Consider the following 15810-nt stretch of genomic DNA (forward strand, 5'->3'; position numbering starts at 1 on the left):
CGGGAGATCATGAGCGAGAACGCGCAGCAACGAGGGCCGGACCGGACCGTCGACGACGCCGCAGACCCGGACGTCCTGCTCGACATTCCGAAGGTCACCGTCGACTCCATCCGACTGGCGGTCGACGGTCTGGAGGCCGACCTGTCGCTGCGGGCCCGGGTGGCCAACCTGCTCCAGGTCGACGCCGGCGTACGGGTGCACCTCAACGGCGGCGAGTTGAACATCGACGGGGTGAACGCCGAGGCGCAGCTGCGGGTGCGGTTGGAGCAGTTGACAAGGATCCTGGGCCGCGCGCTCGACACGCTCGACCACAACCCACACATCATCGAGACGCTCGCGCGCACGGCCGGCACCGCCGTCGACGACATGAACCGCGGTGCCCAGCAGTTGGCCGCAGGCTCAGCGGAGATCAAGGCATCGGGTCGACGCTCGGACGACGTCCGCGACGAGCCGAGCCGGCAGGTCGGCGCAGCCAGCCCAGTGGCCGACCGCGACCAGCTGGGCTCCGACCGGACCGGTCCGGGTCGGCCTTCGGGCTCCGGCCAGCGGGGCCCCGATCGCCATGGTCCCGATCGCCGTGGTCTCGATCGCCGTGGTCTCGATCGCCATGGTCCCGATCGCCGTGGTCTCGATCAGCCGGAGCTGGATCAGCCGGGCCCTGGGCGACCGGCTCCTGACCGGCCGAATGCGGGTCGGGCGGATGCGGGTCGGTCCGGGGCTGGTCCGGTCGGCTCAGGACCGGGTGCCGGCGGTCCTGGACCGCGAGCCGGTGGCCCAGGACCGGCCGACCAGGCGCAGCCGCAGGAGCAGCGTCCGGAGGGCCGTGGGCCGCAGGGCCCGCAGTCGGAGGGGCAGCAGCAGGAGGGCCAGCGTTCGCAGGGCCAGCGTCCGGAGACCGGCCCGCCGGCTGCCGCCCATGGCTCGGAGGGTCAGCGGCACGAGGGTCCGCGTCGCACCGAAGAAGCCCGCAAACAGTCGGATGGGTCGGGGCCGCGCCCGTCCGGTGGCGGTGACGGTGGTCTGCCGGGCGCGGCGCAGGCTGCGGCCCAGAGCGCGGCCCAGTTCGCCGAGCAGGCGGGGGAGACGCTGCGAGAGGCCGGACGCAGCGTGTGGGAGGCGATCCAGGGCAGCGTGGCCCAGCATCGCCCGCAGGGTCGCCGCGACCACTGACGCCGCGCAGTCGCGCGTCACGTCCGGCGCCGCTGTCATGGGTCAATCCGCCGCAGGGTGCGTCACGTCCGCCGCGCTGCCCCCACGCGGAGGCCGCCCCGGGCATGATCGACTCGGTTTCCTTGAATACGCGGTGTCGCGCCAGCCGGGACCCCGCGACTTCCAGAAAGTCGTGTTGACCACACCCGCCAAAGCAAGATCCCCACCTGCGTATTCGCTGGTGGGGATCTCTGTAGCCCGGCGAAAGGCTATGTGGCCAGGGGCGGGGTCGAACCGCCGACCTTCCGATTTTCAGTCGGACGCTCGTACCAACTGAGCTACCTGGCCGTGTCGCTCGGCTCATGTTACCCGGCAACCGGACGAACCGGCGGCAAGGCGACCTGCTCCGATACGCAGAACGCCGCGCGGGGCGCGGCGTCAGCGCTGCGGTCCTGACGGGACTTGAACCCGCGACCTCCGCCTTGACAGGGCGGCGAGCACTCCAACTGCTCCACAGGACCTAGCTTGTGTTGCTCCGGCTTTCGCCGGCCTTGCCCCGGCTTTCGCCGGTCGTGCCCCCAACGGGATTCGAACCCGTGCTACCGCCTTGAAAGGGCGGCGTCCTGGGCCGCTAGACGATGAGGGCGGCCCCGCCATCATTGCACACTCGCAACTTCAAGCGGACTTGCTCCCATCCGGCCCCGCCGGAGGCTTCGAAAGCATACGTGATGCTCCGTCGGTCGACAAAATCGGTATCGGCAAGGGCTTGGGACGGGCAATAACAGCAGGTCAGAGCGGTTCTAGCGGAGTCGGGTTATGCCGAAGCGCTGCTTCAGGTCGGCGATCACCTTTGGGCATGCGGCGAGTGTCGCGGCCCGATCACCGCCTCCGTCATGCAGAAGAACGATCGCACCGGGCCGGGTGGCGGAGTGGACACGCTTGCCGATCGTGGCTGCGGTCGGCTTGTCCCAGTCCTGCGGGTCGACCGACCAGTGCAGTGGACGCATGCCGAGGTCCTTGGCCACCCTGACCACCTCCGACGTCCACCGGCCGCCGGGCTGCCGGTAGAACGACACCTTCGCGCCGGGAACGGCCTTCTGGATGGCCTTGTTGGTGCGGTCCAGGTCGGCCCGGATCTCGCCGACGGGTCGACGGGCGAGCTCGAGGTCGTGTCGCCAGCTGTGGTTGCAGAGCTGGTGTCCCTCCCGGACGATCCGCCGGACCAACTCCGGGTGACGCTGTGCCTCGCGACCGACGACGCAGAAGGTCGCTGTCACCTTGGCGGCCTTCAGCTGGTCGAGCACCTTGGGTGTCCAGGCCGGGCTGGGCCCGTCGTCGAATGTCAGGGCCACCGGGCGTACGCCGGTGTTGCGCCCCAGGCCGGAGGGGAGCTTGGCCGGCAGCGGCCGCAGCGGCGGCTTGGCCGGCTTGGTGACGCTGGGGTGCGGTTTCGGGGTGGGCGGCGGTATCGACTCCACCGGCTTCGGAGCGGCGGCCGGTGTGATGGTGCGGGTTGGCTGGGCGCAGCCGGACAGGAGCAGCGCCACGGCGAGGACGGACGCCAGGATGGCGCGGGCTTGCATGTGCTCGCTCCCGGAGGGTCGGGGTAGGCGGACCCGCCCGACGGTAGTTCACGCCGCGATCCGGCGACAGTGCGATCAGTCACGCCTCGACTGGTCCAGGGAGTCGCGGACGGCGGCGGAGAGCGAGACCGCCTCGGCCAGGTCGACCGGCCGCACCACCCCGGCGGGCAGTGTGTCGGCTCGCCAGCCGGGGCCGGCGGCGAGCACCAGCAACGGGCGCCGGGGGGCAGCGAGCAGCGCGCTGAGTTGGGTCGGGTCGGCGGTGGCCCGGGTGTGCGACCAGAGCACCACGGCGGCCGGTCCGGTCCGGTTGACCGCCTCGACGAGAGCGGCCACCGGCACCCGGGCGCCGAGCATCCGGTAGCTGACACCGGCTTCCGCGAGAGCTGCCGCCAACGCTTCCAGCGGCAGCGTGTGCTGTTCCTCGTCGGCGCAGGAGAGCAGGATCCGGGCCGGCCCGGTGGGGACGTTGGCCCGACTGGCCGCCGCGAGCGCTTCCGAGACGCAGCGGGACATCAGGTGTTCCACCTCGATCAGGCCGGCGGTGGCGGCGTGCCGTTCGCCGATGCCGGCGAGCACCGGGCGCAGCAGGCCCTCCCAGGTGGCCACGACTCCGTTGGTGGCCAGGGCGTGCGCGATCGTCTCGCTGATCGCCGCCGTGTCCAGTCGCATGGCGGCCCGGGCCAGGCCGCGCGCCGCCGGACCGGCACGGCCGACCGGGATGGAGCCGCCGCCGTCCCGGCCGGTCGGGTGGATCCGGGCGGGGGCGACGGTGCCGTTGGGCATCGGGTCCGGTGCCTGGCGGGCCCAGCGGGCCGCCTCGGCGGGGCTCACTCCCTCGGCGGTGAGCCGTCGCATGATTTCGAGACGGGCCAGATCGGTGGGTGTGTACCGGCGGTGGTGACCGGGGATGTGTTCGCTGGGCCCGAGCCCGTAGCGCTGGTGCCAGGTGCGGAGGGTCGTCACCGCGACCCCCAACCGACGTGCGACGGCGCCCGCGCTCAGCGCCTCATCGACCACCCGACCGCTCCGCCGTGTCATCCGCCGACGATCCGGGCAGCGTCATGGCCGGGCCGGTTGCGCCCGACCGGGACTCCGCGGGGCGGAGCAGCCGGTGCACCACCCCGCCCAGCCAGGGCGCGTACGACCGGGGGTCGAGCTTCAACTCGGCCTCCAACGCGGCGGGGTCGGCCCACCGCAGCTCGGCCACCTCGTCCGGGTCGGGCAGCAGCGGAGCGCCGGGCAGGAACTCGCCGCGCAGCACGTGGTCGTACTCGAACTCGACCCGACCGGTCGCCGGGTCCTCGGCGTAGTAGACGTAGATGCCGACCTCGGTCAGCTCGACCGGGCCCGCGCCCAACTCCTCGCGCAGCCGTCGGTTGGCCGCCTCGGCGAGCGACTCGCCAGGCTGTGGGTGGCCGCAGCAGGAGTTGGCCCAGCGCAGCGGGAACCGGGTCTTGACGGCGGCTCGGCGCTGGAGCAGCACCTGGCCGTCCGGGTCCACCAGCAACACCGAGAAGGCCCGGTGCAGCTGCCCCGGTGGTTGGTGCGCGGCCGCGACGGTCGTCTCGCCGTGGGCCGTGCCGGTCTCGTCGACCAGCTCGACGAGGTGCTTCTCGCGGCTGCTCATCGGCCTTCCCCGGTGATCCGGCCGGCGGCGAGCTTGCCGGAGATGAGCACCATCGGTACGCCGACGCCGGGTTGGGTCCCGGAGCCGACGAAGACCACGTTCGACAGGCCGCGGTGCAGGTTGGACGGGCGGAACGGGCCGGTCTGGAAGAGGGTGTGCGCGGCGGCGAACGGAGTGCCGGCGGCCATCCCCTGCTCCTCCCACTCGGCGGGGGTGATCGCCCGGAGCACCTCGACCCCGGCGCCGAAGCCGACGTAGCCGCGCTCCTCCAGGGTGCCGATGAGCTGGTCGGTGTAGCGCTGGGTCAGGTCGCCGCGCCACTCGAACGGCGCCCGGTGCAGGTTGGGCACCGGGGCGAGCACGTAGTAGGTGTGTCGGTCCGGCGGGGCCACCGCGGGGTCGGTCCGGCTGGGGTTGGTCACCAGCAGCGACGGATCGGTCATCAGCTCACCCCGTCGGATGACCTCATCGAAGGTGCCCTTCCACGCGCGCCCGAAGTGGATGTTGTGATGGGCGATCTTCGCATAGGCCTGTCGGGAGCCGACGTGCAGAACGACGCAGGACGGCGAGTAGGTGAGCCGGCGCTGCGGCGCGGCGGGGAGCAGGTCCCGGTAGGCGACCGGCAGGTCGGGGTTGAGCACCACCACGTCCGCCGGCACCAGGTCGCCGTCGGCGGTGAGCACTCCGGTGGCGCGGCCGTTGACGGTCTCCACCCGGGTCACTGTGGTGTCGTACCGGATCTGCACGCCGTGCTTCTCGGCCGCGCCGGCCATCGCCCTGGAGACCGCGTGGATGCCGCCGCGGGGGAAGTAGACCCCGGCCACCGAGTCGAGGTACGCGATCACCGCGTAGATGGCCAGCGCGTCGTGTGGCGCGAGGCCGGCGTACATCGCCTGGAACGAGAAGATCCGCTGGGTACGCGGGTCCCGGAAGAACTGGTTGATCTTCGTCTGGAGGCGCCGGAAAGCCCCGCCGCTGAGCAACTTGAGCAGGTTGCCGGTGATCAGGTCGGTCGGCGCGTCCAGGTTGCGCTCGATGAAGTCGGTGCGCTCCAGCCGCCACAGCTCTCGCGCGTACTCGACGAACCGCAGGTAGCCGTCGGCCTCCCGGGGCCCGCACACCCGGGAGATCTCGGCCGCCATCCGGGTGGTGTCGGTGAGCACGTCGAGGGTCGAGCCATCCGGGTAGTACGCCCGGTAGGCGGGGTCGAGCGGGGTCAGGTCCAGCCAGTCGTGCAGCTCCTCGCCGACCGCGCCGAGCGCCTCGGCGATCAGGTCGGGCATGGTGAGCACGGTCGGGCCCGTGTCGAACTCGTAGCCGTCAACGCCGAGGCGTCCGGCCCGCCCGCCGGGCACCGGCTCGCGTTCCAGCACCGTCACCTGTCGACCGCTGCCGGCCAGGTGCAGCGCGCAGGCGAGCCCGCCCAGCCCGGCCCCGACGACCACCACCCGGTCCGTCCGTCCTGTCACCGTCCGCACGTGACCACCTCCTCGCTCAAGTCGCTCATCAGGCCCGCCGGTTGGCAGCGGCGGTGGCCAGCCCGGTCAACGCTGTCCGCGCCGTCTGGTCCACGGGTGCGGCGTCGAGCGCGGCCAGCGCGTCGCTGACCCGCTCGGCGATCATCTGCTCCACCCGGGTCACCGCGCCGGTCTCGGCGACCAGCTCGGCGAGTGCGTCGACCGATCCGTCGGCGGCCCGCTCCAACGCCGCGAGCTGGGCCGGGGTGGCCAGCTCACGGGCCAGCGTGAGCAGCGTGGTCGGCTTGCCGGTGCGCAGGTCGTCCCCGGCCGGTTTGCCGGTGGCCGCCGGGTCGCCGTAGACGCCCAGCAGGTCGTCGCGGAGCTGGAACGCTTCGCCGACAGCCAGGCCGTAGCGGGAGTACGCGGAGACCAGCGGGTCGTCGGCGGGCACCCCGGCCAGGCAGGCGCCGAAGAGCAGTGGTCGCTGGACTGTGTAGCTGGCGGTCTTGTAGCGGGCCACCCGTAGCGCCCGGTCGACCGACCAGCTGGCCGGGTCGTTCTCACCGAGCACGTCGAGATACTGCCCGGCGACCGTCTCGACCCGCATCTGGTCGTAGCAGCGGCGCACCTCGAAGAGCCGGCTCGACGGAACCGAGGCGTGGGCCAGCAACTGGTCGGCCCAGACCATGCAGAGGTCGCCGATGAGCACGGCGACGGCCTCACCGAACCGGCCGGGATCTCCCCGGTGGCCGGCGGCGACGTGCTGTTCGGCGAGCGCGACGTGGGCGGTGGGCCGGCCACGGCGGGTGGTGGACGCGTCCATCACGTCGTCGTGCACCAGCGCGAAGGTGTGCAGCAGCTCGAGCGCGGCCAGCGCGGGCAGCACCGGTGGCAGCGCCGCGGTGCCGCCGACGGCCCCACGCCAGCCCCAGTAGGCGAACGTGGACCGGATCCGCTTGCCGCCGGTCAGGACGGCTTCCCGCGCGGTGGCGGCGAAACTGCCCATCGACGCGTCGATCTCGGTGAGGGCGTCGACCTCGGCGGTGAGGAAAGTGTCAAGGATTTCATCGACCGCCGTGACCAGATCGTGGGTATAAGCAGCCAGAACGGCGCGGACCGGATCGTCTCCGTCGGCCGGCCCTGCCGGCGCCACGCGGGTCACGTTGCCCGCAACTGCGTCGTTGGCCATGCGGCTGAGCGTACCCTAGGCTACGAGTTGCGTCGATTGGTGCGTCGATAATGGAGGAGGGCCGGTGGAAACTGATCTCACCGCTGCCTATGACCGGTGCCGTGAGCTGCACAAACGCCACGGCCGCACCTACTATCTCGCCACCCGCCTGCTTCCCGCGTGGAAACGACGACATGTGCACGCCCTCTACGGGTTCACGCGCTACGCGGACGAGATCGTCGACAGCACCGAGGACCTGCCGCCGGCCGAGCGGGCCGCTCTGCTGGACCGCTGGGCCAGCCAGTTCGTGGCCGGTCTGCACGGTGCGCCGGTCGACGACCCACTGTTGCCGGCGGTGCTGCACACGATCGCCGTCTTCGATCTCGACCGGGACGACTTTGCGTCGTTTCTGAAGAGCATGGCGATGGACCTGACCGTCACCGCATACCCGACCTACGACCACCTGCTCGACTACATGGAGGGCTCGGCGGCGGTCATCGGCACCATGATGCTGCCGATCCTGGGCAGCTCCGACCCGGTGGCAGCCCGGGAGCCGGCCCGGCAACTCGGCTTCGCCTTCCAGCTCACCAACTTCATCCGGGACGTCGCCGAGGACCTCGACCGGGGCCGCACCTACCTGCCGGACGAGGACATGGCGAAGTTCGGGGTCACCCGCGAGGAGTTGGCCGAGGCCCGCGCCCGAGGTCACGTCACCCCCCGGATCCGCGAGCTGATCGAGTACGAGGTGACCCGCGCCCAGGCGCACTACGCCGCCGCCGCACCGGGCATCACCATGCTGGCGCCCGCCTCGCAGGCCTGCATGCGCACCGCGTACGCCCTCTATGGCGGCATCCTCGACGAGGTGGCCGCGCAGGACTACGACGTCTTCGTCCAGCGGGCCCTGGTGCCGCAGCGGCGACGGATGGCGGTGGCCGCGCGGGCCCTGCTCACCTCGACGGGTACGCCGGTCGTCATCCCCGGGCCGACGATCGAGCCGGAGAGCCGGTGACCGCGAGTACGGCGATCGTGCTCTTCACCCGCGACCTGCGGGTGAACGACCACCCGGCGCTGGCCACCACCTGTGCGGCGTTCGACCAGGTGGTGCCGCTGTACGTGCTCGACCCGGCGCTGGCCGACCTCTCCGCCAACCGCACCCGCTTCCTGCACCAGGCCCTCGCCGACCTGCGCGACCAACTCCGTGAGCGTGGCGGCGACCTGGTGGTCCGGCACGGCGACCCGGTGGCCGAGACGATCCGGCTGGCCGACGAGGTCGGGGCCACCGCCGTCGCGCTCTCGGCCGACGTCAGCCACTACGCGGGCCGCCGGGAGCGGCGACTACGCGCCGAGTGCGAGCGGCATGGGCTGCACCTGCGCCTGTTTCCCGGGTTGACGGTTGTCGAGCCGGGCGCGTTGCGCCCCGGTGGCGGCGGCGACCACTACCGGGTGTTCAGCCCGTACCACCGGGCCTGGGCGGCCAACCGGTGGCGCGAGGAGCTGGCCGCGCCTCGGCGGATCGCGCTGCCCGACCGGGTACGCGTGGGTCGGTTGCCGGCGCTGCCGAACGGCGACTCGCCCGACGCGGCCATCGGAGGCGAGCGGGTCGCCCGCCAGCGGCTCACCGACTGGCTGCCCGACCTGAACCGGTACGGCGATCAGCACGACGACATGGCCGGCGACGACACCTCCCGGCTCAGCCCGTACCTGCGCTTCGGCTGCGTGTCACCGCTGGCGGTGGCGAACCGCGCCGGCGACCGGTCCGGCCCGTTCGTCAGGCAGCTCTGCTGGCGGGACTTCTACTACCAGGTCACCGCCGCCTTCCCGGAGATCTCGACCGCGGCGTACCGGCGGGGTGCCACCGAGCAGTGGCGCTACGACGACGACGCGTTGGCGGCCTGGACCGAGGGACGCACCGGGATGCCGATCGTCGACGCCGGGATGCGGCAGATGCTGGCCCAGGGCTGGATGCACAACCGGGCCCGGCTGATCACCGCCGGCTACCTGACCAAGCACCTCGGGCAGGACTGGCGGTCCGGGGTGGCGGTCTTCTTCCGCTGGCTGCTCGACGGGGACGTGGCGAACAACTCCGGCAACTGGCAGTGGGTCGCCGGCACCGGCAACGACACGAAGCCGTACCGGGGGTTCAACCCCGTCCGGCAGGCCGAACGGTACGACCCGGACGGCGACTACGTGCGCCGGTGGGTGCCGGAGCTGGCCGCGGTGCAGGGCAAGGCCATCCACCAGCCGTGGCGGCTGCCCGAGGCCCTGCGCCAGACGCTCGACTACCCGCCGCCCCTCTCGGTGCCCGGCACCGACCCCGTCTGGCTGCGCTGATCAGAGCACCGAGTGCAACACCTCGACCAGTTCGTCGACCCGGTCGTGCTCGGCGAGGTGCGCCGTGGCGTACGCGAAGGTGTAGCCCCGCTCGGGGTCGGCCCACGCGCTGCTGCCGCCGATGCCGCCCATGCCCCAACTGCCGTCCGGCTCCCGTTGCATACCCAACGTCCAGCGGGCGTCGCGGTCCAACACCAGGTCCGGTCCGTCGTACTGGACCCGGGTCGCCTCCGCGATCAGATCCGGGCTGAACAGCCGAACCCCGTCCAGGACACCACCGGCCAGCAGGCCGGCGTAGAGCCGGGCCAGGCCAGCCGAGGTGGCGTGCAGGTTGACCGCTGGCACCTCGGCACCCCGCCAGAGCGGGCTGTTCAGCACGGCGAGGTCCAGCCCGCCAGCCGGGTTGCCCATCGCTCGCGCTCGCAGCGAGCCCGGCTCGCCGAGCGCTCGAACCGGCCACTGCGGGTCGCCGTAGCGCAGCTCGGCGCAGCGCCGCTGGTCCGGCTCGGACAGCCCGAAGCCGAGGTCGAGCTGCCACCGGTCGGCGATCTCCTCGGCCAGGAAACGGCCCACCGACCGCCCGTCGACGCGGCGGACCACCTCGCCCACCAGGTGCCCGTACGTCCAGGCGTGTTCCCCGGCGACAGTGCCCGGCGACCACTCGGGGTCGGCGGCGGCCAGGTCGCCGGTGAGCAGCGCCCAGTCGGCGATCGCGGTGGTCGGTCGGGGCACCGGGAAGGCCGGCAGCCCGGCGGTGTGCGACAGCACCTGGCGCACTGTGGCGGGGGTGCGGAACTCCGGCCAGTACGTGTTGACGGGCGAGTCGAGGTCGACCTTCTCCCGGTCGACGAGCATCAGCAGGCAGAGCGCAGCCACCGGCTTGCCGACCGAGTAGACGTTGACCAGCGAGTCCGGCAGCCACGGCTCGCCGCCCGGCCCGTGGCCGCTGCGGGAGCCGCCGGTCAGGTCCACGACCGGTTGCCCGTCGTACCAGACGGTCAGGGCGGCGCCGGTTTCCCGGCCGGAGGCGAGCAGGTCGTGGAAGCAGTCCCGGACCGGAGCGAAGCGTGCGTGCATCCGGCCACGGTAGGCGTCCGGGCCGGTGCGCGTGCCGATTTTTCCGGCGACCCCGGTGGTTGGTGTGGTGTCGCCGGGGGATGCTGTTCGGTGTGGCGGAACCGGAGCTGGTGGATGTCGTCGTGGTCGGGCTCGGGGTCGGCGGCGAGGAGGTGGCCGAGCGACTTGCCGAGGCCGGCTTGAGCGTGGTCGGCGTCGAACGGGATCTCGTCGGCGGGGAATGCCCGTACTGGGGCTGCATCCCGAGCAAGATGATGATCAGAGCCGCCAACGCGCTCGCCGAGGCTCGCCGGGTCGACGGGCTCGCCGGGACGGCGCAGGTCCAGCCGGACTGGGCGCCGGTGGCGAAGCGGATCCGCGAGGAAGCCACCGACACCTGGGACGACACAGTCGCGGCGGAGCGGTTCATCGGCAAGGGTGGCCGACTCGTGCGGGGCAGCGGTCGGCTCGACGGTCCACGCCGGGTCCGCGTCGGTGACCAGGTGTTCGAGGCCCGACACGGGGTGGTGCTGGGCACCGGCACCCGCCCGTCGGTGCCGCCGATCGACGGCTTGGCCGACACGCCGTACTGGACCAACCACCAGGCGATCGAGGTCGAGGAGCTGCCACAGACGCTGCTCGTGCTGGGTGGCGGCGCGATCGGCCTGGAGTTGGCGCAGGTCTTCGCCCGCTTCGGGGTCCGGGTCACAGTGGTCGAGGCGCTCGACCGTGTGCTGGCCGTCGAGGAACCCGAGGCGTCCGAGGTCGCCGCCGCGGCGCTGCGCGCGGACGGCGTGGAGATCCACACCGGGGTACGCGCCGAACGGGTCGAGCACGACGGGACCAGATTCACCCTGCACGGTGGCGGCGGCGCGGAGTTCACCGCCGACCGGCTGCTGGTGGTGACCGGCCGCAAGGCCCACCTCGCCGAGCTGGGCCTGGACACGATCGGCCTGGACGCCAGCCAGCGTTACCTCCCGGTGGACGACCGTCTGCACGTCACCGACCACGTCTGGGCGGTCGGCGACATCACCGGCGAGGGTGCCTTCACGCACATCGCCATGTACCAGGCGGGAATCGTCATCGCCGACATCCTGGCCCGCGCCCGGCAGGCGAAGGCGGGCGCGGACGCCAGCGGCACCTCCAGCGTGGTCGGCGGAGCGATGGGCGCGTCCAGCTCGCTGGCCGCCAGCGGATCGAGCGGGTCAGCAGGCACCATCCCGCGAGCCGACTACCGCGCGCTGCCCCGGGTGACCTTCACCGATCCCGAGATCGGCGCGGTCGGGCTCACCGAGCAGCAGGCCCGCGAACGCGGCATCAACGTGCAGGTCGGTTTCACCAAATTGAGCAGTTCGACGCGGGGCTGGATCCACCGGGTCGGCGACGACGGTTTCATCAAGGTCGTGGCGGACGCCGACCAGGGCGTGCTGATCGGCGCGACCTCGGCCGGCCCGGCCGGCGGCGAGGTGTTGTCCGCGCTGGTGGTGGCGGTACACGCGGCGGTGCCACTGAGTCAGCTCCGGCACATGATCTACGCGTACCCGACCTTCCACAGGGCCATCGAAACCGCTCTACAAGACCTGTCCTGACCTCAGATCAGCCGGTGGGCAGCAAGCGCAGCGCATTTTGCTGTTCATTTCTTTCATGCAAGTGACGTACCATTGCGGTCGTGACCAAGCGGTTGACTGAAGTTGCCAAGAAGGCGGGCGTCAGCGAGGCCACCGTCAGCCGGGTGCTCAACGGCCGCGACGGCGTCTCCGAGGCGACCCGCACCGCAGTGCTCACGGCGCTGGACGTGCTCGGTTACGAGCGGCCGACCAAGCTTCGCGGCGAACGCGCCCGGCTGGTCGGGCTGGTGCTGCCCGAGTTGCAGAACCCGATCTTCCCGGCGCTGGCCGAGGTGGTCACCGGCACTCTCGCCCAGCGCGGCTACACCCCGGCGCTCTGTGCCCGCACCATCGGCGGCGTCTCCGAGATGGACTATGTGGAGATGCTCCTCGACCACCAGGTCTCCGGGGTGATCTTCGCTGGCGGGTCGTACGCGCTCGCCGACGCCAAACACGACCACTACCGTCGGCTGACCGACCGAGGGCTTCCGGTCGTGCTGGTCAACGCCGGCGTGGACGAGTTGGGGTTCCCCCGGGTCTCCACCGACGACGCGGTGGCGGTGGAGCAGGCGTACGGGCACCTGCGCTCGCTCGGGCACGAACGCATCGGCATGGTGCTCGGCCCGGAGGGACATGTGCCGTCCCGACGCAAGCTCGACGCGATGATGAAGGCCGCGGGCTGGGACGAGGGTGACGCCGAGTGCGTCGAGCGTTCGAGCTTCTCGATGGAGGGTGCGCGGGTCGCCGCGACCAAGTTGGTCGAGAGGGGCGTGACCGGCATCATCTGCGCCAGTGACGTGCTGGCGCTGGGCACGATCCGCGCGGCCCGGCGGTTAGGGCGTTCGGTTCCGGCCGACGTGTCGGTGGTGGGTTTCGACGACTCCGCCTTCATGACGTGCACCGATCCGCCGTTGACCACCGTGCGGCAGCCGATCGAGACGATGGGGCAGGCCGCCGTGGATCTGCTGGTCACCCAGATAGAGGGCGCCGGCGTCCTCCAGGACGAGCTGCTGTTCGAGCCGGAGTTGGTGGTGCGGGGTTCCACCGCGCCAGCCCCCGGCCGCTAGGCACCACACCGAACGACGCTTCGGCCGTCGACCGCCTCTCGCGGTCGGCGGCCGTTTTCGTCGTTGCTCGCCGCCGTCGGCATCGACCGGGCCGAATGACCGGTCATAGACCATCAATAGCTAACAAGTCGGGCCTCTTTCAGCGTCTTGCCAACATCTGTCGTAACCACGTCGTGTCCTTTCGGAACAGCGTCGATACCTTGCCGAAATGAGTCGGCCTCGTTACAGTGACTCCACTCACACCTGGCTCCGACGCAGCTACTGGGCGTCAGGTCGTATCACCGCAGATCAGCGAAGGTCATTGGAGTCACCCGTTCCCGAAGGGATGGACAGATGTCCGTACCGCACTACCGAAAGGCTGCGGCGGTTGCGCTCGTGGCCGGCCTGGGGCTCAGCCTCACGGCATGCTCCACGAAGAGCGACGACAAGGGCTCGAACGCCAGCGGCAAGGTCACCATCACTGTCGACTGCCAGCCGGTCGGCGCCCAGAAGGAGCTGCTGAAGAACTGGAACGACGACGTCGCCGAGTTCCAGAAGCAGAACCCGGACATCACCATCAAGAGCGTCAGCGTCGGCGAGCAGTGCAACAACCCGCCGGACTTCACCGCCCGCCTCGCCGGCGGCACCGTGACCGACGTGTTCTACGGGTACATGACCGATCTCCAGCAGGTGCTCGACTCCGGTCAGGCGATGGACATCAGCCAGTACGCCAACAAGGACACCGTCCCGACCTGGGACAGCGTCGACCCCGCGCTCAAGGAGGTCTTCACCGACGGCGGCAAGCTCTACGCCGTTCCGGTGAAGAACTACTCGATGGGTCTGGTCTACAACAAGGCCCTGTTCCAGCAGGCCGGGCTGGACGTGAACAGCCCGCCCAAGACCTGGGCCGAGGTCCGTGCCGCCGCCAAGAAGATCTCCGCACTCGGCAAGGGCATCGCCGGTTACTCCGAGTACAGCGCCGGCAACACCGGCGGCTGGCACTTCACCTCCCTGCTCTACTCGCAGGGCGGCAAGGTGCTGAGCGAGGACGGCAAGAAGGCCGACTTCAACAACCCCATGGGCAAGCAGGTCCTGCAGAACCTCAAGGACATGCGGTACGGCGACAACAGCATGGGCGCCCGTCAGCTGCTCCAGTGGGGCGACCTGCTGACGAACGCCGGCGCGGGCAAGGTCGGCATGTTCATCGGCGCGCCGGACGCCACCCAGGCGATCGTCAGCCAGTTCCAGGGCAAGTTCCAGGACTGGGCGATGGCTCCGCTGCCCGGACAGGACGGCGCGGCGAAGGGGACGCTCGGTGGTGGCGAGGGCTACTTCTTCAAGAAGGACCTCACTCCCGAGCAGGTCAAGGCCGGTCTGAAGTGGGTCGCGTACCAGAAGCTCACCCCGGGCAAGGGCCAGTTCGACTACGTCCGGGCCAAGCCGCAGAACTACCCGGTTGGTCTGCCCCAGCCGCTGCTCTTCGCCAACGGCAGTGACGCGCAGAAGCAGGAGTTGGAGCTGCGTAAGGCGAACGCGAACGTCGACACGACGAACTTCGCGCTCTTCGAGGCGACCCCGGTTCCGATCAAGGGTGAGCCGCGCAACGCCCAGGCCGTCTACGCGGTGCTCGATGCCGCGATGTCGGGTGTGCTGACCAACCCGAACTCGAACATCGACGCACTGCTCAAGACCGCCGAGGAGAAGGTCAACCAGCTCCTCGCCGCCGAGAGCTGACCGATCGTGTGGGGGCCGGTACGCCGACCCGGCCCCCACACTCCCCACCCCGCGCCATCGACGTCACCGACTCACCCAGGAGTTGCCTTGGCGATCACCACCGTCCCGGAGACCCGCAGGAAACCGGGCCGCCCGCCGTCGCCGTACTCGGCGAGGCCGCAGCGCACCAGCCTCGGCCGCAAGGTACGGGACAACCTGACCGGTCACGCGTTCCTGATCGGGGCGGTGCTCTGCTTCGTCGTCTTCTCCTGGTACCCGATGATCCGCGGCATCGTCATGAGCTTCCAGCGGACCCGGCGCGGCGAGACCACCTGGGTGGGCTGGGACAACTACTCCCGCATCATCGCCGACCCGAGCTTCTGGACGGCCTGGCAGAACACCTTCTACTTCACGGTGCTCGCGCTCGCCCTCGGCTACGTGGTGCCGTTCTTCGTGGCGATCCTGCTCAACGAGTTCCGCCACGCCAAGGGGTACCTGCGGATCCTGGTCTACCTGCCGGTGATGCTGCCGCCGGCCTCGGCGCTGTTCCTCTTCAAGTTCTACGCGTACGACCCCAGCGAGGCCGGGCTCTTCAACGCGATCCTCAAGGCGCTGCACCTGCCCACCTCGCAGTGGATGCAGTCGCCCGAGATGACGATGCCGGCCATGGTGGTCGCGTCGACCTGGATGAACATGGGCGGCGCGGTGCTCATCTACCTGGCGTCGTTGCAGAACATCCCCGGCGAGCTCTACGAGGCCGCCGAGCTGGACGGCGCCGGGATCTGGCGGCGGATCGTGCACGTCACGATCCCGCAGACCCGGCTCATCCTCGCGCTCCTGGCGATGCTCCAGATCGTCGCCACGATGCAGCTCTTCATCGAGCCCCTGATCCTCGCCAACGGTGCGGGCGCGGAGGACTCCGCGACCTCGGTGGCGTACCTCATCTACCAGCACGGGTTCTTCCAGAACGACCTCAACGGCGCCGCCGCGCTGGGCGTGATCATGCTCGTGGTGCTGGCCGGCTTCTCCGCCGTGTACGTGCGGCTGACTGCGAAACAGGACTAGGA

The 15810-nt window shown here is 70.9% G+C and carries 13 protein-coding genes and 3 tRNA genes; 7 read left to right on the plus strand and 9 right to left on the minus strand.

All coding sequences use genetic code 11. The annotated features are described in order from the left end of the window. Nucleotides 1-9 precede the first annotated feature (9 nt). Nucleotides 10-1170, plus strand: coding sequence for a hypothetical protein (locus ABZU43_RS02045; protein WP_355004724.1), 1161 nt, complete (start codon nt 10-12; stop codon nt 1168-1170). A 253-nt stretch (nt 1171-1423) separates the two neighbouring features. Here the strand turns inward: ABZU43_RS02045 and ABZU43_RS02050 are convergent. The 8 genes from ABZU43_RS02050 to ABZU43_RS02085 all read right to left on the minus strand — a co-directional run bounded on the left by ABZU43_RS02050 (nt 1424) and on the right by ABZU43_RS02085 (nt 7011). Then, nucleotides 1424-1497: transfer RNA gene (locus ABZU43_RS02050), tRNA-Phe, on the minus strand. A gap of 99 nt (nt 1498-1596) precedes the next feature. Further along, a tRNA-Asp gene (locus tag ABZU43_RS02055) sits at nt 1597-1670 on the minus strand. A gap of 52 nt (nt 1671-1722) precedes the next feature. Further along, a tRNA-Glu gene (locus ABZU43_RS02060) sits at nt 1723-1795 on the minus strand. 154 nt (nt 1796-1949) lie between these two features. Then, entirely contained in the window at nt 1950-2732 is a 783-nt protein-coding gene (locus ABZU43_RS02065; protein ID WP_355004725.1) for a polysaccharide deacetylase family protein, read from the minus strand. A 75-nt stretch (nt 2733-2807) separates the two neighbouring features. Then, entirely contained in the window at nt 2808-3752 is a 945-nt protein-coding gene (locus ABZU43_RS02070; RefSeq protein WP_355005172.1) for a MerR family transcriptional regulator, read from the minus strand. Beyond that, nucleotides 3742-4362, minus strand: coding sequence for an isopentenyl-diphosphate Delta-isomerase (gene idi / locus ABZU43_RS02075; protein WP_355004726.1), 621 nt, complete (start codon nt 4360-4362; stop codon nt 3742-3744). The genes ABZU43_RS02070 and idi overlap by 11 nt, the downstream gene beginning before the upstream one ends. Next, complete coding sequence (crtI, locus tag ABZU43_RS02080) at nt 4359-5840, minus strand: phytoene desaturase family protein (RefSeq protein ID WP_355004727.1); 1482 nt, start codon at nt 5838-5840, stop codon at nt 4359-4361. The genes idi and crtI overlap by 4 nt, the downstream gene beginning before the upstream one ends. Nucleotides 5841-5868: 28 nt before the next feature. Beyond that, nucleotides 5869-7011: a polyprenyl synthetase family protein gene (locus tag ABZU43_RS02085; RefSeq protein WP_355004728.1), complete on the minus strand. Its 1143-nt coding sequence runs from the start codon at nt 7009-7011 to the stop codon at nt 5869-5871. Between the two features lie 64 nt (nt 7012-7075). Here ABZU43_RS02085 and ABZU43_RS02090 point away from each other — a divergent pair, with 64 nt between their 5' ends. Both ABZU43_RS02090 and ABZU43_RS02095 read left to right on the plus strand, forming a co-directional pair. Then, a complete protein-coding gene (locus ABZU43_RS02090) occupies nt 7076-7999 on the plus strand; it encodes a phytoene/squalene synthase family protein (RefSeq protein ID WP_355004729.1) in 924 nt (307 codons plus the stop codon). Next, entirely contained in the window at nt 7996-9321 is a 1326-nt protein-coding gene (locus tag ABZU43_RS02095) for a deoxyribodipyrimidine photo-lyase (protein ID WP_355004730.1), read from the plus strand. Before ABZU43_RS02090 ends, ABZU43_RS02095 begins: the two co-directional genes overlap by 4 nt. Here the strand turns inward: ABZU43_RS02095 and ABZU43_RS02100 are convergent, their stop codons facing one another. Further along, nucleotides 9322-10398: a serine hydrolase domain-containing protein gene (locus ABZU43_RS02100; protein ID WP_355004731.1), complete on the minus strand. Its 1077-nt coding sequence runs from the start codon at nt 10396-10398 to the stop codon at nt 9322-9324. A gap of 80 nt (nt 10399-10478) precedes the next feature. On the opposite strand from ABZU43_RS02100, the gene ABZU43_RS02105 reads away from it, so the two are divergent. From ABZU43_RS02105 to ABZU43_RS02120, 4 genes are all read left to right on the plus strand, one after another. Next, nucleotides 10479-11966 (plus strand): FAD-dependent oxidoreductase, encoded by a 1488-nt coding sequence (locus ABZU43_RS02105; protein ID WP_355004732.1) that lies wholly within the window; start codon nt 10479-10481, stop codon nt 11964-11966. Nucleotides 11967-12046: 80 nt separating this feature from the next. Next, nucleotides 12047-13051 carry a LacI family DNA-binding transcriptional regulator gene (locus ABZU43_RS02110; RefSeq protein WP_112586239.1) on the plus strand — a complete coding sequence of 335 codons (1005 nt, stop codon included), beginning with the start codon at nt 12047-12049 and terminating at the stop codon, nt 13049-13051. 333 nt (nt 13052-13384) lie between these two features. Further along, entirely contained in the window at nt 13385-14764 is a 1380-nt protein-coding gene (locus tag ABZU43_RS02115; RefSeq protein WP_355004733.1) for an extracellular solute-binding protein, read from the plus strand. An 87-nt stretch (nt 14765-14851) separates the two neighbouring features. Next, nucleotides 14852-15808: a sugar ABC transporter permease gene (locus ABZU43_RS02120; protein WP_355004734.1), complete on the plus strand. Its 957-nt coding sequence runs from the start codon at nt 14852-14854 to the stop codon at nt 15806-15808. The last annotated feature ends 2 nt before the right edge of the window (nt 15809-15810 follow it).

It is taken from the genome of Micromonospora sp. NPDC005205 (assembly GCF_040608275.1).
In the GTDB taxonomy this organism is placed as follows: Bacteria; Actinomycetota; Actinomycetes; order Mycobacteriales; family Micromonosporaceae; genus Micromonospora.

What these genes read in the sequence shown, in the direction of transcription:
- ABZU43_RS02045 (WP_355004724.1), top strand. Translation starts at nt 10, where the DNA reads ATGAGCGAGAACGCGCAGCAACGAGGGCCGGACCGGACCGTCGACGAC.
- ABZU43_RS02065 (WP_355004725.1), bottom strand. Translation starts at nt 2,732, where the DNA reads ATGCAAGCCCGCGCCATCCTGGCGTCCGTCCTCGCCGTGGCGCTGCTC.
- idi (WP_355004726.1), bottom strand. Translation starts at nt 4,362, where the DNA reads ATGAGCAGCCGCGAGAAGCACCTCGTCGAGCTGGTCGACGAGACCGGC.
- ABZU43_RS02085 (WP_355004728.1), bottom strand. Translation starts at nt 7,011, where the DNA reads ATGGCCAACGACGCAGTTGCGGGCAACGTGACCCGCGTGGCGCCGGCA.
- ABZU43_RS02100 (WP_355004731.1), bottom strand. Translation starts at nt 10,398, where the DNA reads ATGCACGCACGCTTCGCTCCGGTCCGGGACTGCTTCCACGACCTGCTC.
- ABZU43_RS02105 (WP_355004732.1), top strand. Translation starts at nt 10,479, where the DNA reads ATGCTGTTCGGTGTGGCGGAACCGGAGCTGGTGGATGTCGTCGTGGTC.
- ABZU43_RS02115 (WP_355004733.1), top strand. Translation starts at nt 13,385, where the DNA reads ATGTCCGTACCGCACTACCGAAAGGCTGCGGCGGTTGCGCTCGTGGCC.